At 39.2% G+C, this 14,683-nt stretch carries 12 protein-coding genes and 4 tRNA genes; 2 read left to right on the plus strand and 14 right to left on the minus strand.

Translation table 11 applies throughout. The features are described from left to right. Positions 1-21 precede the first annotated feature (21 nt). The 6 genes from CLOAM_RS06490 to CLOAM_RS06515 form a co-directional block, all read right to left on the minus strand. Positions 22-378: a hypothetical protein gene (locus tag CLOAM_RS06490; protein WP_044279023.1), complete on the minus strand. Its 357-nt coding sequence runs from the start codon at positions 376-378 to the stop codon at positions 22-24. Positions 379-419: 41 nt separating this feature from the next. Then, entirely contained in the window at positions 420-1,337 is a 918-nt protein-coding gene (locus CLOAM_RS09070; protein ID WP_015425087.1) for an ROK family protein, read from the minus strand. Positions 1,338-1,437: 100 nt separating this feature from the next. Beyond that, positions 1,438-1,512: transfer RNA gene (locus tag CLOAM_RS06500), tRNA-His, on the minus strand. Positions 1,513-1,553: 41 nt separating this feature from the next. Further along, positions 1,554-1,630, minus strand: a tRNA-Arg gene (locus tag CLOAM_RS06505). An 8-nt stretch (positions 1,631-1,638) separates the two neighbouring features. Further along, a tRNA-Met gene (locus CLOAM_RS06510) sits at positions 1,639-1,715 on the minus strand. Positions 1,716-1,838: 123 nt separating this feature from the next. Continuing rightward, positions 1,839-1,914 (minus strand) — tRNA-Met (locus CLOAM_RS06515). An 802-nt stretch (positions 1,915-2,716) separates the two neighbouring features. On the opposite strand from CLOAM_RS06515, the gene CLOAM_RS06520 reads away from it, so the two are divergent. Beyond that, on the plus strand, positions 2,717-3,184 hold the full coding sequence (locus CLOAM_RS06520) for a ferritin-like domain-containing protein (protein ID WP_044279024.1): 468 nt from the start codon (positions 2,717-2,719) through the stop codon (positions 3,182-3,184). 11 nt (positions 3,185-3,195) lie between these two features. Continuing rightward, a complete protein-coding gene (locus CLOAM_RS06525; RefSeq protein WP_015425089.1) occupies positions 3,196-4,509 on the plus strand; it encodes a replication-associated recombination protein A in 1,314 nt (437 codons plus the stop codon). Between the two features lie 565 nt (positions 4,510-5,074). Here the strand turns inward: CLOAM_RS06525 and lpxA are convergent. The 8 genes from lpxA to CLOAM_RS09995 all read right to left on the minus strand — a co-directional run bounded on the left by lpxA (position 5,075) and on the right by CLOAM_RS09995 (position 14,531). Further along, entirely contained in the window at positions 5,075-5,848 is a 774-nt protein-coding gene (gene lpxA, locus CLOAM_RS06530) for an acyl-ACP--UDP-N-acetylglucosamine O-acyltransferase (RefSeq protein WP_015425091.1), read from the minus strand. Then, entirely contained in the window at positions 5,845-7,239 is a 1,395-nt protein-coding gene (locus CLOAM_RS06535; protein ID WP_015425092.1) for a bifunctional UDP-3-O-[3-hydroxymyristoyl] N-acetylglucosamine deacetylase/3-hydroxyacyl-ACP dehydratase, read from the minus strand. Before CLOAM_RS06535 ends, lpxA begins: the two co-directional genes overlap by 4 nt. Beyond that, positions 7,239-8,288, minus strand: a complete 1,050-nt coding sequence (lpxD, locus tag CLOAM_RS06540) for a UDP-3-O-(3-hydroxymyristoyl)glucosamine N-acyltransferase (RefSeq protein WP_015425093.1) — start codon at positions 8,286-8,288, stop codon at positions 7,239-7,241. The genes CLOAM_RS06535 and lpxD overlap by 1 nt, the downstream gene beginning before the upstream one ends. Further along, a complete protein-coding gene (locus tag CLOAM_RS06545; protein ID WP_044279025.1) occupies positions 8,285-8,914 on the minus strand; it encodes an OmpH family outer membrane protein in 630 nt (209 codons plus the stop codon). The genes lpxD and CLOAM_RS06545 overlap by 4 nt, the downstream gene beginning before the upstream one ends. Positions 8,915-8,944: 30 nt before the next feature. Further along, on the minus strand, positions 8,945-10,399 hold the full coding sequence (gene gcvPB / locus CLOAM_RS06550; RefSeq protein ID WP_015425095.1) for an aminomethyl-transferring glycine dehydrogenase subunit GcvPB: 1,455 nt from the start codon (positions 10,397-10,399) through the stop codon (positions 8,945-8,947). Next, positions 10,396-11,739, minus strand: coding sequence for an aminomethyl-transferring glycine dehydrogenase subunit GcvPA (gene gcvPA, locus CLOAM_RS06555; RefSeq protein WP_015425096.1), 1,344 nt, complete (start codon positions 11,737-11,739; stop codon positions 10,396-10,398). Before gcvPA ends, gcvPB begins: the two co-directional genes overlap by 4 nt. A 211-nt stretch (positions 11,740-11,950) precedes the next feature. Next, positions 11,951-13,366 carry a FlgD immunoglobulin-like domain containing protein gene (locus CLOAM_RS09990; protein ID WP_232502663.1) on the minus strand — a complete coding sequence of 472 codons (1,416 nt, stop codon included), beginning with the start codon at positions 13,364-13,366 and terminating at the stop codon, positions 11,951-11,953. Continuing rightward, complete coding sequence (locus CLOAM_RS09995) at positions 13,326-14,531, minus strand: M6 family metalloprotease domain-containing protein (RefSeq protein ID WP_015425098.1); 1,206 nt, start codon at positions 14,529-14,531, stop codon at positions 13,326-13,328. The genes CLOAM_RS09990 and CLOAM_RS09995 overlap by 41 nt, the downstream gene beginning before the upstream one ends. Positions 14,532-14,683: the final 152 nt, after the last annotated feature.

Genomic DNA, 14,683 nt, shown 5'->3' on the forward strand with positions numbered 1-14,683 from the left:
CATCACTGCTCTAAAAGGTTGTTATTTCAGAATAAGCGTCTTCTTTAAGGAAGTATACCGGGTAGAAAAATTAACTACGACAAGATATTCGCCATCAGGAACATAATTGCCACAGCTATCAGTCCTTTCCCAATTTAAATAAATGTCCTTACCCACAAAACCTTCGTATAGATCGCAAATAACTTTGCCATCACAGCTCTGAATCTGAACATTGATATTAAGAGGAACAGACACAGCTAAAGAAATTACACATTCCTTAAACATAGGATTGGGAGTAATGTCAAAACTCTCAATAGGAGAGCCCTTATAAGCATACCCAGCTGTGGCTATCAACATTAACATTGCCATCAGCGCCAGAATGAGCATCGTTTTTTTCATTTTATTCACTCCTTATTTAATGCCTGATTAAAAAGCAAGTTTCATTCCTCTTTGCTATTAAACTTATCTTCTATCAGTTTTATAGCTCCTAAAACTCCTGCCTTATTGCCATTTATTGCTTTAGCAACCTTTACTTTAGCACTATGTGCAGCTGGCAATCTTTTTCTTATCTCACTTTCCAATTCCTCTATATAATATAATCCCAAATCCATAGCTCCGCCACCAATAATTATTATTTCCGGATCAAGACAAGTAGCAAGACAGGATAAAGCAATGGCTAACATAAGTTGACCCTGCTTAATGTAATCCGCTACTACTGTATCGGTTTCCTTTATAGCAAGGATGGCAGATAAATCCATTTCCGCATAACGGGGATTTTTTAACGCCAAGCGTCGGCGTAAACCCTCTCCTGAAGAATACGCTTCCAAACAGCCATTTTTCCCACAATTGCATTTTAATCCTTTATCCACAATGCATATATGACCTAATTCACCGGCAAAACCATAAGCACCGTGATAAATTTTGCCGTCAATAACTATTCCGCAACCGATACCACTGCCGACAGTAACACCAATAACATAATTCTTTTTTTGCGTATACGACTCGGCTAAAGCCATCAAATTGGCATCGTTATCAAAAGCGAAAGGAATATTACAATTTTCGGGAAGCAATTCACGCGGATGGTGCTCCACCCAAAAAGGCAAATTGGGATTGTTTTCTGTTACCAAACCCGTGGTTTTATCTATTGCACCTGGCATTCCGATTCCGATTCCCTTTATATTGTTAAGCCCGATTTTACTGTCAACATCGTTAAACAACTCTTTCGCCACAGCAAAGAAGTCATCTATGTTTTTCCTTTGCAGAACAAGGGTTTGATAGGATTGTAAACCTTCTTCACAGTTGCCCCAGCCATACTTAAAACTGGAACCTCCAATATCTATGCCTAAAAATATATTCATCGGTTACCTTATTACTTCATTTCTTAAATAAAAATCACTTTGTTATTCCTTTTTGCCATTCCTGCGACCTTTTTGTCATTCCCGCAAAAGAAAGAATAAATGGGGTGGGTGATGGGATTTGAACCCACAACGCCCGGAACCACAATCCGGTGCTCTGCCGTTGAACTACACCCACCACAATTTTATCTTATTTATTATCTGAAATAGAACCTCAAATGGCACGCCAGAAGGGATTCGAACCCCCGACCCGCAGCTTAGAAGGCTGCTGCTCTATCCTACTGAGCTACTGGCGCAAAAAAAATGGTAGCGGCGCAGGGATTTGAACCCCGGACCTGCGGATTATGATTCCGACGCTCTAACCAGCTGAGCTACACCGCCACTTTTCTTTTATAAGATAGTCCACTTTATATAGGGGTGACAAATTCAATTTTTTGTCACTTATTTAAAACCCCTATTCCTAAAAAAAAGAGTTCGTCTTATAAAAGCCAAACTCTAAAAAATTGGTAGCGAGGGAAGGATTCGAACCTTCGGCCTTCGGGTTATGAGCCCGACGAGCTACCAGCTGCTCCACCTCGCGTTATCAATTTATCCTTAAAAAATAAAACCTCATTTCTGTCAAGCAAAAAATTACGGAATAGCCAAAAGGCGAGAAATCAAAGGGTCAAGGTTTCTTGAGGTCAAGGGGTCAAGGGGTCTTGAGGTCTTGAGGTATTTAGGTCAAGGGGTCAAGAGGTTTAGAGGTCTAATATCATTTTCCCCTTTTGTCATTCCTATAAAAGCAGGAATCCAGACAAGCTTACTTTTATCAGGAAGCATTTACGCCTTCATTACTTTTCTCTTGGAAATAACTTTATCGGCGTATATGTCTCATAACGGAATAGCAACATTGATTTAACTGATTCAAACAGATTATAAATTAATAATTATAAATCCTGCTGATCCAATCAATCCTGTCATCTGCGTAATCAGCGAAATCTGCGTGAAATAAGTCGTCGTCATTAGTCCTCACTGCCAAATGAGTTTGTGGGATGTGTAAAAGTTATTTGGGCAGTGACAACTCCTGACTTACTTCATCCTTCTCTTTTCTTCTTTTTCTCTTTGTCTCTTTTCCTCTTTGTTAATATAATCTTTTCCTCTTTTCCTCTTTGTTAATATTCTCTCTTTTTCTCTTTATCCCTTTGTTAATATTGTCTCTTTATCTCTTTATTTTCCATCTCTCCATCTCGCCATCTCACTTTTTCATTCTTCTCTTTTTCTCTTTTTCTCTTTGTTAATATAAACTTTTTCTCTTTATTTTCCATCTCTCCACCTCGCATTATATCCCGTTTGCTTTTTTTGCCCAATCCGATTATTATGTTATTAACAGGGAGGTGAAACAAATGACTTTAGAAGATAGTTACCGGATGGTGATAGCGGAAGAGATCAGAGCACAAAAGATGTATCAGGCATTAGCAAAGAGTTTTGCCAAGCCCGAAACCAGCAATGTATTCAAGGAACTGGTCGTTTTAGAAAAAATGCATGAGGAAAAGGTGAGGTCTGCTTTTGCCAAAGAGTTTCCCGGGCAAACAATAACTCTACAGGAAGAACCGATTAAAGAAATGCAAGGTGTAAATTTGAATGATCCGCAGGTGGTCTTGGAATTTGCCATCACCAAAGAAGAAGAATCCGTTGAGCTCTATAAAAATATGGCAGAGCAGACCAGGGAACCCGAAATTAAGAAACAACTACTGCAATTTGCTAAGGAAGAAGAAGGTCACAAGTCAATTTTACTTTCGGAAATTCAGCGTTTGCAGGGTGCTTTACAGTGGTTTGATCCTTCCGAATTATCCGGATTGATGGAGGATTGAGCTTTTAGATAATGGCAAATAAAGATCAAAGCACTCTTTTTGATAGAGAAGAATTAAGCACTAAGACAGTTCCGCTGGCTGAAAAATTAAGACCTCAAACACTGGAAGAGCTATTAGGTCAGACAAAGCTGATAGCTGAAAATTCGCCTTTAAGGCAGATGATTGAAAGCGGAGAGTATCATTCCTTTATTTTATGGGGTCCTCCGGGTAGCGGAAAAACAACCATTGCCAGGATTATAGAGAAAAACAGCGGTTACAATTTTATCCGTTTTTCAGCTGTTCTTGCCAGCATCAGTGATGTAAAAGCAGTGATGAAAGAAGCGGATTATCTGCATCGGACGCAAAACAAGCGCAGTATTTTGTTCATTGATGAAATTCACCGTTTTAATAAAAGTCAGCAGGATGCCTTTCTGCCTTATGTGGAAAGTGGAGCCATTATTTTAATCGGAGCAACAACGGAAAATCCATCTTTTGAAGTGATTCCGGCATTGCTTTCCCGGTGCACTGTTTTTGTGCTGGAGGCATTGAGTGAAAATGACCTGAAAATAATATTGAAGCGCGGTTTTGCAGAATTGAAATTGGAAGAGGATGAAGAAATTATAAACTGGATGGCTCAAAATGCCGGAGGTGATGCCAGAAGGGTCTTGAACGATTTGGAGCTGGTTTTGCCTTATCTGCAAAAGAAACCGCATCCGAAAACTGAGGAACTGGCAAAATTCCTGGCGAAAAAGACAATGTTCTATGATAAAAACCGCGAGGAACATTATAACCTGATTTCCGCATTACATAAATCGCTAAGAGGTTCAGACCCGCAAGCGGGACTTTACTGGCTGGCAAGAATGTTGGAAGCAGGGGAAGACCCGCGTTATATTGTGCGTCGTTTGATTCGTTTTGCCAGCGAAGATGTGGGTTTGGCAGATCCGAATGCCTTGGTTCAGGCAATTGCAGTAAAGGAAGCTGTTCTTTTTATAGGAATGCCTGAAGCAAGTACTGCTTTGGCTCAATTGGTGGTTTATTTGGCTACTGCACCTAAAAGTAATGCCCTTTATACGGCTTATGAAGAAGCAGCGGAAGATGCCAGAAAAACAAGTCACTACGGTGTTCCTTTGCATATTAGAAATGCGCCCACGCAATTGATGAAAGACCTGAATTATGGTAAGGATTATCATTACGACCATGAATATGAATACAAGTATTATTACCAGAAGTATTTCCCCGAACAGATGCCGGAAAAGATATATTATAAACCGGGAACTTACGGTTTTGAAAAAGAAATTCAGAAACGGATTGACTGGTGGGCTAAACTAAAAAAGGAACAAAAATAAAGGGAGCAGCCAATGCAATATTAGATACTGACTCGAAGTCAACTTTATAATTCTTTGCCGCTGCTCCCAAAATTTGGTAACGCAATTTATAGTATAATCCGGAAAAAGAAAAAAGCAAGAAAAAAAAGCAGAAATCGGAAAAAATATTTTTGGTGAGGGACTTATAGTGTGCCTAAGTATTTTATTGAGAGATGATTAAGGGAGCTAAAATTATTTGGGGGACATTCATAAGTCCTCTCCGCCAAATGAATTTGTGGGAAGGGTAAAAGTTATTTTGGCAGTGACAACTCCTGACTTTTCCGGAGGGTATATTTTTTCCTCATCCTTAATTATAACCCATCATCAACCCAATCTAAAGGATGGGTGGAGGATGAGTTGTAAGTAGGTAAGATTTTATCTTTTTAAAGGGTTTAACTCCAATAATACAGTTGAAGGAAAATGGGCTGACAACTTCCAATTTGCCAATCCATTTATTCTGAACTGCATTAGTTGGGTTTATGAATACGGAAATGGTATAAAAGCATACTGAACAACCGCAGGCATTATTTTCCCGGTAAGTTCAATATTAGTTGGAGATACCTCTTTGGGCGTTTTGGACAAACTGGATAAAGATTATCTGTTCAGGTGTAGGATTTGGTATTTGAAGTGCTTTTTCCAATGCTTGAGAAGTATTTAATCCACTGCGATAAAAGAGATTATATATTTCCTTGATAGCGGCAATTGTCTCGCTGGTAAAGCCCTTTCTCATCATACCAATGCTATTCAGTCCAACTGTCTTATAGGGATTTCCCTGTCCGCGAGAAAAAGGAACAATATCTTTGTTTGTTGCCGAAGCCCCACCCACAAAGGCATAAGCACCAATATGGACAAACTGGTGAATTGCCGTTAAACCGCCAACCGTGGCAAAATCACCAATATGAATATGTCCTCCGCACTGAACCACATTGGCAATAACGCAACCGGAACCGATTTGACAGTTGTGAGCAATATGCGCATATTCCATTAAAAGGTTGTTATCGCCAACAACGGTATCCTCCTCCATTTGATTACTGCAATTGATAGTAACAAATTCGCGAATGGTATTGTTACTGCCTACCCGCAAACGGGTTGGTTCACCTTTATATTTCAAATCCTGAGGTTCAGTTCCCAAAACGGCGTAGGGGAAAATTTTATTTCCGTCTCCTATAATTGTGTTTCCCAAAATAGTAACATTGGCAATCAGGTTATTATTTGAGCCCAATACAACATCTTTTCCGATATGACAATAGGGACCGATGTAACAGTTATCGCCAATAACCGCGCCTTCTTCCATAATTGCAGTAGGGTGAATAATAGTCATTTTTCTCTCTCCATAATCATAGCCAAAAAGTCACCTTCAGCAACTTTTTCTCCTTCAACGAATGTTTCTCCGTGCATTTTTGCCAAAGACCTTTTTAGGGAAATCACTTTCAGTTCATAACGCAGTGTATCTCCAGGTAAAACAGGTTTCCGAAATTTTACATTATCAATACTAGCAAAATAAGCAACATAATTTTGAGGATTATCCATTTGATTAAGTAACATTATTCCACCTGCCTGAGCCATTCCTTCAATAATTAGAACTCCCGGCATAATAGGATGACCGGGAAAATGACCCTGGAAAAAGGGTTCGTTGATAGTAACATTTTTAATGCCTACAAGTGACTCTCCTGGAATGAATTCAATAATTTTATCTACCAGCAAAAAAGGATAGCGATGCGGTAAAATCCGCAAAATAGCATTGATATCAAAGACCACATCTTTGGATTTGTCTTTTTGGTATATCTTTTGGAGCTGGTGTTTTTTCTGTATTTGTCGCAACTTTTTCACCAGTTCCACATTGGTTTTATGTCCACTACGCGCTGCCAGAATATGCCCTTTAATAGGAACTCCCAAAAGAGCTATATCGCCAATCAAATCAACAACTTTGTGCCGGACGAATTCGTTGTAATACCTTAAAGGATGGCTGTTCAATATACCTTCTGGTGAAACAGTAATCGGTTTATGATAACCAAAAATATCCTGCAAGTGCTTCAATTCTGCTTCGCTGATATTAGGTTCGGCAATAACCAACGCATTTTCCAGAGAACCACCTTTTATTAAACCCATATTTTTCAGTTCCAGAATCTCGTTGATAAAACAAAAAGTGCGGGCTCCTGCAAAATCCTTTTCATAATTATCCAAAGAAGGCAACCAGGTATATTGCGTTCCCAGATAAGGATGTTTGTAATCAATCATAAAGGTTATTTTCAGTTCATTGGAAGGCACAATTACAATATCCACATTATCTTCCGGAGCGGAAAAACTGATAGGCGAATCCAGCTCAAAATATTCCCGTTCACTATCCTGTTGCACAATTCCGCATTGCCGTAAAAGATTTAAGAAAACAACGGCGGAACCATCTGCCACAGGTGCTTCAGGTCCGTTTATTTCAATGCAGATATTATCAATTCTCATTCCGGCAATGGCAGAAAGAACATGTTCAATAGTGGCTACAGTAGCGCCATTGATGCCAATTGTTGTGCCCCGGGAAATATCTACAACATGATCAATATCGGCAGGAATTTTGGGTTTTCCGGGTAAATCGGTTCGGATAAAAACAATTCCTTCATCCGCTTTTGCGGGTTTGAATCTGATCGTGCTAATTTCTCCGGAGTGCAATCCAATTCCTGTATAAGTTGATTCTCCACCAATTGTTTGTTTGTATTCCATTATTTTTCTCCGTTCTCAGTTTCTTGTTTTTTTGCCTTCAGGTAAAAATGATACATTTCGGGTAAATTCTTTTGCACAGCCATAATCCGCTTTGTAAGGTTCGCCTCCAGAGCGGGATAGCCAAAATACCTTCCGTCATCGGGAATATTAGTAGAAACACCTGATTGAGCTCCAACCATAGCTCTGTTCCCTATTTGCAAGTGATCGGCAATTCCTACCTGACCTGCAAGATAAACATAATCACCTACAACGGTGCTTCCTGCCAAGCCAACTTGAGCACAAAGAATACTATGCTCTCCAATAATGCAATTATGACCAACCTGAACCAGGTTGTCTATTTTAGTGCCATTGCCGATTATAGTGCTGCCTAAAGTAGCTCTATCAATACAACTATTAGCTCCAATTTCTACACCATCGCCAATAACAACATTTCCTACCTGCGGAATTTTTTGCTGAATGCCCTCAATTAGCATAAAACCAAAACCATCTGCGCCGATAATTACTCCGCTATGAAGAATACAATTCCTACCGATAACGCAATCATCATAAACGCAAACATTTGGATAGAGCTTGGTGCCCGCTCCTACAGAAACATTTTTTCCCAGAGAACATCCTTCGCCAATAATCACTCCCTTGCCTAAAATACAACCACTACCGATAACAACATTGCTTCCTATTGCCACTTCTCCTTCAAAACGAACATCTTCTGCCACAATTGCTGTTGGTTGAATTGCATAAATAAAGTCCTTATTTTCCTGTTCCAGCCACCAGCTAATCAATCGCATTAGTGAATAATAGGGCTTTTGAACAAGCAGTAAAGCTCTTTCCGGAAGCTCGGAAATAAATTTCTCCGTAGTAATAATCAAGCCGGCAGAACTGGCTTTCACTTTTTCCAGAAGTTTTTCCTGCTCTAAGAAAATAATGGTTTGTTCATCCGCTTCTTCCGGTTCGCCAACTTTACAAAGGACAGATGGTATTTTGCCTTTCAGTTCTCCCTGGCAGATTTGAGTAAGAAGTTCACTATTTATAGGAGTGTTAAAACGCTTCATAATTTATCCGGCTTAAATTCATCACCGAAACCCTCAGGTGGCTTAATTTCAGGAGGTATTTCACCTTCCGGTTTGGGAGGTTCTGGTGTTGTTCCTTCAGTTGGTTTTATCGTATCTTTATTCAGCTCCAGTAAAATCTGATCAGTTAAATCCAAAGCGGGAAGAGCATAAAGGACACTGCCCATACTAACATCAAAAATCATTGTGTATTTTTCGTCTTCGGCAATTTTTTTAATGAGGTTATGGATTTTCAAGGTTAAAGGATCAATAAGTTCGCGATAACGCTGTTCCGCCTTTCCCCCATCACCAAAATATTCTTCCAGAAGGCGCCCTGCTTCCGCTTTTTTGGTATCAATCCTACTTTGAGCTTCTCTTTTAGCGGCATCGTTCATCGTTAGTTTGCGGATTTCAAAATCGCGCTCCATTTGTTTGATTTCTTCATCCAGCGATTTAATTTGATTTGTCCAGTTCTGTTTATCCAACGCAAATAACCTGGCTACTTCCGCTGCTTCGTTACTATCCAAGAGCAGACGGTCGGTATTTACAAAACCAAGCTTAACGGGTTGGGCATAAGCAAAAGCAAATAGTGCTAACAGAACTGATAGAGTTAAGATATATTTTTTCATTGTTTCTCCTCTTCTGAACAAGGTATAAAGTTAATCCTGAAGTGGAAAAATCGGCTCCAGCATTTTAACTGCGCGAGCATCATCCACTCTTCTTACAGGAGTTGTTAAAGGAGCTTCCTTAACAAGTTCTGGATTTTCTTTGCACTCTGCAGCAATTTCTATCATTGCAGTGGCAAAGGCATCCAAACTTTCCAGGGATTCTGTTTCTGTTGGTTCCACCATCATTGCTTCCGGAATGATGAGTGGAAAATATATAGTAGGTGCATGGAACCCTTTATCTAAAAGGCGTTTGGCTATATCCAAAGTAGTAATTCCCGATTCTTTCTTTTGCCTGGTTCCATCCATCACAAATTCATGCATACAGGGTTCCTGATGTTCAATATGATAATATGGATTCAAGCGTTTCATAAGGTAATTGGCATTCAATATGGCATTTTCGGAAACCCTTTGTAAACCTTCCGCTCCTAACATTTTAATATAGATATAGGCACGGATTAAAACAGCGAAATTACCATAAAAACTATGCACTTTGCCAATGGAGGTCTTTTCATTTGAAAAAGAAAGATGATAGCCCTTTTCGTCTTTAGTAATAACGGGAACAGGCAAAAAAGGCAGTAACTTCTCATTTACAGCTACAGGACCTGAACCGGGACCTCCCCCTCCATGAGGTGTGGCAAAGGTCTTATGCAAATTGAAGTGCATCAAATCAAAACCGATTTTCCCGGGCTGAACTATTCCCAAAAGGGCATTTAAGTTAGCTCCGTCCATATACATTAAGGCATCAACACTATGAATAATATCAGCTATTTCTTCAATTTGGGTTTCAAAAAGTCCCAAGGTACTGGGATTGGTAATCATAATTCCCGCTGTATTTTCATTTACCAATTCGCGCAATTTGGCAATGTTACAACGACCTTTTTCATTAGAAGCAAGTTCCACTGTTTTATAGCCCACCAAACTACAGGTGGCAGGATTAGTTCCATGCGCACTATCAGGAATGATGATTGTATCTTTATGCGTATTTCCTTTGGCTTTATGATAGGCAGAAACAATTTTGATACCGGTAAATTCACCTTGAGCTCCGGCAGAGGGTTGTAATGTAACACCTGCCATTCCAGCAATTTCAGCCAGGTCTTTTTGGAGTTCATACATCAGTTCCAAAGCGCCTTGCAGTGTTTCTTCCGGCTGATAAGGATGCAAAGAAGTAAAAGCTGAATCCCTAATTAGGGTTTCGTGAAGCTTGGGATTATACTTCATTGTGCAACTGCCCAAAGGATATAAACCCTTTTCTATAAAATGATTTTTCTGGGAAAGAGTAATATAATGCCGCATCACATCCAGTTCGCTGACTTCGGGTAGACGAGCTTTTTTGGTTCTTAGCATTGTTTCCGGAAACATTGTTGCCACAGGAATATCTATTTCCCGCTTGGGTAAAGTTACCCCTTTTCTGCCGTCAGTGCTATGTTCAAAAATGGTTTTGCTCATTTTACAACCTCCCGCATTGCTTGGACGAAACTGTCAATTTCTGCTTTGGTTTTCTTTTCCGTTACGGCAATCATCAGTTCATCAGGTTTTCCGTAAGGAGCAAGGTCAATCCCAGCATAGATATTCTCAGATAATAGAGCTTTAATTATTTCTTCCGCTTTCTTCGGAGTTTTAAGCACAAATTCTTTGAAGAAATATGTCTTTGGATAGGCAAGAGCCAAACCGGGGATTTTACAGAGTTCGTTTGCCGTATAATGTGCTTTTTGAGCGGATTGAGTGGCTATTTCAACAAGACCTTCTTTCCCTAATAAACATAAATAAACCACTGCTGACAAAGTGCAAAGCGATTCATTGGAACAGATATTGGAAGTGGCTTTTGCCCGACGGATATGTTGCTCTCTTGCCTGCAGAGTTAAAACATAAGCTTTTTTACCATCCTTATCTATGGTTCCGCCAACAATTCTACCAGGCATTAAACGAGCCATATCCAGTTTAGTAGCAAAAAAACCAAAGAGCGGACCCCCAAAAAACATATTATTGCCAAGCGCCTGACCTTCTCCAACTGCAATATCTGCATTATATTCTGCAGGAGGCATAAGGATAGCTAAGGAAACAGGATCAGCACAGGCAATAAGTAAACATTTAGGGTTTTTATGCACGATACTTTCAATTGCCTTGGCATCCTCTATGTTGCCATAAAAATTAGGGGTCTGAATAACTACACTGCCAATTGTATCATTTAGCATACTTGCTAAGGCAGATAAATCCGTTACTCCATCTTTTTCGGGAGCAAATAAAAGTTCAATTCCATTACCTTCAGTATAGGCCTTAATTAATTGAACATAATTCGGATTTAAGGTTGCAGGCAAAATGGCTTTGGTTAAATGATTTTTACGCACAGCCATTAAAATTGCTTCCGCTATTGAGCTTGCGCCATCATACATTCCAGCATTGGCAATTTCCATCCCTGTAAGTTCACAAATCAAGGTCTGATATTCAAATATATACTGAAGTGTGCCCTGGCTAACTTCTGCCTGATAAGGAGTGTAGGCAGTAAGAAATTCGGGACGGGAAACAATTGTCTCTATTGCAGAAGGGACAAAATGATCGTAAATTCCACCGCCTAAAAAGGAATTTACCTTTTCGCAGGAAATATTTTTGCCCTTTTTGGCTTGGATATTTTTAGTTATTTCCAGTTCAGAAAGGGGCTCAGATAGGGTAAGCGGTTTTTTCATTCTTAATTCTTCGGGAATTGCGGTAAGCAAATCCTCAAATTTGTTTACGCCGATTGTCTTCAGGATTTTTTGCCTATCTCTTTCAGTATTAGATATATAGGGCATTATTGCTCCTTGTGTTAATTACATTTCTTTCTATTCTTTACTTGAAAATTAAAAGCGTTGAATATGTCAATTGCTTTTTAGAATGCTATTATATCAGCAACGCCGAGAGCAAAGGGCAGAGGGCCTCTAAACCCTCTAAACCTTCTCAACCATCTCAACCCTCTAAACCTTCTCAACTCTCTAAACCCTCTTTAATTTTATATTCTTCATTTTACATTCCCTTCAGTTTCAGCAGTTTTGTTGTAACAATCTTTCCGTTTGTTTCCAGACGGCAAAAGTATAATCCGCTACCGACTTTATTTCCTGAAGAATCCTTTCCGTTCCATTCCAGTTCATAATTTCCGGCTTTTTTATTTTCCGCCTGCAGAGTTGTAACTTTCTGACCTTTAATATTGTAAATGGATAGATTTACTTTACTGCTTTCGGGCAGGGAATATTTGATTTTATTGGTTTCGGTAAAGGGATTGGGGTAGCTGGAAAGAGATAAATTTACAGCAGGAATACAAGGATCATCGGAAGCAACATTAGGTTTTTGTAAAAGCAATTCTATTCCTGCAGAGCCAACAACGCCTCTACCTAAAGCATCAGTCCATATTCTATTGGGCTCTGTAATCCAGCTGTGACCACAGGAGGCATTTTGGTCAAAACAGATATTTTGATATTCAAAAAGGTCTAATATTACGGCAATCTGACCTGAAATGCTTGTTGTATCAGATATTGTGTATACAAAGTTGGGATCATAACCAGTATTAAAAATATAACCGATGCTCAATAAAACCTGTTCCGTAATTGCTCCATTGGCAAAACGATTTATTTGAGCAACAACAAGTCCCGGAATATCAGGTTCTCCCCAGGGATCAGGAGTTATCTTAAAACGAAGACCTTTTACAAGGTATTCCTGAGTTCCCAAATCCATATTTACGGCAACTTTTATGGGAATAGCACCCCGAGAGTATTCTGTCCAAAGCGGTTCAGGAGAAATCCAGGAAAACCAATTTTGCAGGTTAGGATCAATTATCCGGTAATAAACATTCAGGTTTGTAGTCAGATTGGAAGCAGAAAAAGCGGTTATTCCTATATTATGAACTCCTGCAGTTAAAAGGTTACCATTAATTTCACCGGAAAAAGGTTCGCTATCTGCCGTATAAACTAAAACACCATCAAGCGTATATTCCACTCTTAACAAAGCGTTTGCGGGATCAGTTATCTGGAGATTTAGCTGAATTGTTTCCGCTGGTAAAATAGAACCACTGGCAGGAGATATAGAACTAATTACAGGAGCCATTGATTCAGTTGGTGAAGCCAGAGTAAAACTAATGGTTTCTCCTGCAGAAGTGATATTTTTGAGATTTATCGGAAAAGTGTTTCCATTATTTAAAAAGGACTGAGGATTGGTATAAACATTAAAGGCAGTTCTATAATTATCAGCGCTGAAAGGGGCTTCAGCAACCAATCCATTATGGGTTAAAGTTCCATTGGGTCTATAAACATAAATTCCCTCAGGGGGTCCATCAGCATTGCCTTCAAACCTTTGATCAATTCTATAAATCAATAGTCCCGAGCCGGGTAATTTCTCTTCAAAAACATCACTCCCCTTTTTTCCGGTATTCAAACACAAGAAATTCATAATTGGAGCCGGGAATAGGATACATATACACATTATTGGTTGGAGATGTAACAGGATTTAAGGTATAGGTATTACCAATTTGAGCAAGCGGAAGAGAACTAATCCATTGACCATAAAAATATTTCATAAACATACATATATGACCTTCCCCACTTTCCATTATATCCCAACAACCAACCGGAGTTAAGCCATCATATTCATAATGATAAAGGTCTGGAGCGCCAACACTATGAAACATTTCATGACAAAGAGTAGTTACATCGTTTTGGTCTTCCGGCTGAAATGTATAATCCTGAATCCGTTTATTGCGTATAGAAACATTATGGCTAAACAAAACCCAGCGGTGTGCCCATAAAAGATCAGACCAGGCAGAATGAGGTCCCCGAATAATAAAACAGACATTATCCACGCGTCCATCATTATCAGCATCAATATTTAAAGAGGCAGGAACTTGAGAGGCAACAGCATAAACAGCATTCATAAGTAAGTTGTGTTCTCTATATGTTCTTGTATCATCATCAATATAACCATTAGGATTGGTAACTGCATTATAGGGAAGATAATAACTACGGGGATGAGTATCCTGATAAGAAAGATTAATTATATCCGCACAGGCAGGATAGTGATAAGTCATAAATTGCAGTTGATTGTAACTAACTTTCTGAAAATAGCTCCGTAAGCTGACTGCATTATCTCCAACTTCATTAAAACGGGCATTATATACCGAGCGGGGAATTTCAAATTCGGTTTGATCACTGAAGCGGATATAGATGCATAAATTGTTTACATTCCCGATATTGGGTCCGCGTTCATTTCTTCTTTTTTGCGCATTCATAAAATCAATTTTTCTCTGCCTTGCTTCCCTGGAAATATTGATATGGGGAATTAAACCATAAGCAGAAGGGTCAATTGTGCCATAACGATAGGCAGAAGGAACAGGTTCACCTTTTTCCAAAATCGTATAATAGTAATAGCCGTCAACAGGACTTTGGATAATCGTGTAGCCGTTGGCATCGTGTAAACGGTTGGCATATTCATCACCACTGGCAAAAAGGTTTAAAACGGAACCATCAGGTTGAGTGACAGAAGAAGGAATATTCCAAAAAGGAGCCCCGAAACTTAAAAGGGGAAATATACTTACCAAGATACACAGATATTTTTTCATTTTTATCTCCTTATGTATAAATAAAGCAATTATTATACCTATTGAAGGATAAAATCAAGAGTTCAAGAGATTTTGGGGTCTTGAGGTCGGGAAGTCATTAAGTTAAGAGGGTATGAAGTCCAGGAGTAAATAAATAGAGAAGTTTATAGAAA

This window comes from Candidatus Cloacimonas acidaminovorans str. Evry (genome assembly GCF_000146065.2).
Classification (GTDB): Bacteria; Cloacimonadota; Cloacimonadia; order Cloacimonadales; family Cloacimonadaceae; genus Cloacimonas; species Cloacimonas acidaminivorans.

Excerpts from the sequence above, each read along its gene's own strand:
- CLOAM_RS06490 (WP_044279023.1), bottom strand. The coding sequence starts at position 378 with ATGAAAAAAACGATGCTCATTCTGGCGCTGATGGCAATGTTAATGTTG.
- CLOAM_RS09070 (WP_015425087.1), bottom strand. The coding sequence starts at position 1,337 with ATGAATATATTTTTAGGCATAGATATTGGAGGTTCCAGTTTTAAGTAT.
- CLOAM_RS06520 (WP_044279024.1), top strand. The coding sequence starts at position 2,717 with ATGACTTTAGAAGATAGTTACCGGATGGTGATAGCGGAAGAGATCAGA.
- CLOAM_RS06525 (WP_015425089.1), top strand. The coding sequence starts at position 3,196 with ATGGCAAATAAAGATCAAAGCACTCTTTTTGATAGAGAAGAATTAAGC.
- lpxA (WP_015425091.1), bottom strand. The coding sequence starts at position 5,848 with ATGACTATTATTCACCCTACTGCAATTATGGAAGAAGGCGCGGTTATT.
- CLOAM_RS06535 (WP_015425092.1), bottom strand. The coding sequence starts at position 7,239 with ATGGAATACAAACAAACAATTGGTGGAGAATCAACTTATACAGGAATT.
- lpxD (WP_015425093.1), bottom strand. The coding sequence starts at position 8,288 with ATGAAGCGTTTTAACACTCCTATAAATAGTGAACTTCTTACTCAAATC.
- CLOAM_RS06545 (WP_044279025.1), bottom strand. The coding sequence starts at position 8,914 with ATGAAAAAATATATCTTAACTCTATCAGTTCTGTTAGCACTATTTGCT.
- gcvPB (WP_015425095.1), bottom strand. The coding sequence starts at position 10,399 with ATGAGCAAAACCATTTTTGAACATAGCACTGACGGCAGAAAAGGGGTA.
- gcvPA (WP_015425096.1), bottom strand. The coding sequence starts at position 11,739 with ATGCCCTATATATCTAATACTGAAAGAGATAGGCAAAAAATCCTGAAG.
- CLOAM_RS09990 (WP_232502663.1), bottom strand. The coding sequence starts at position 13,366 with ATGAATTTCTTGTGTTTGAATACCGGAAAAAAGGGGAGTGATGTTTTT.
- CLOAM_RS09995 (WP_015425098.1), bottom strand. The coding sequence starts at position 14,531 with ATGAAAAAATATCTGTGTATCTTGGTAAGTATATTTCCCCTTTTAAGT.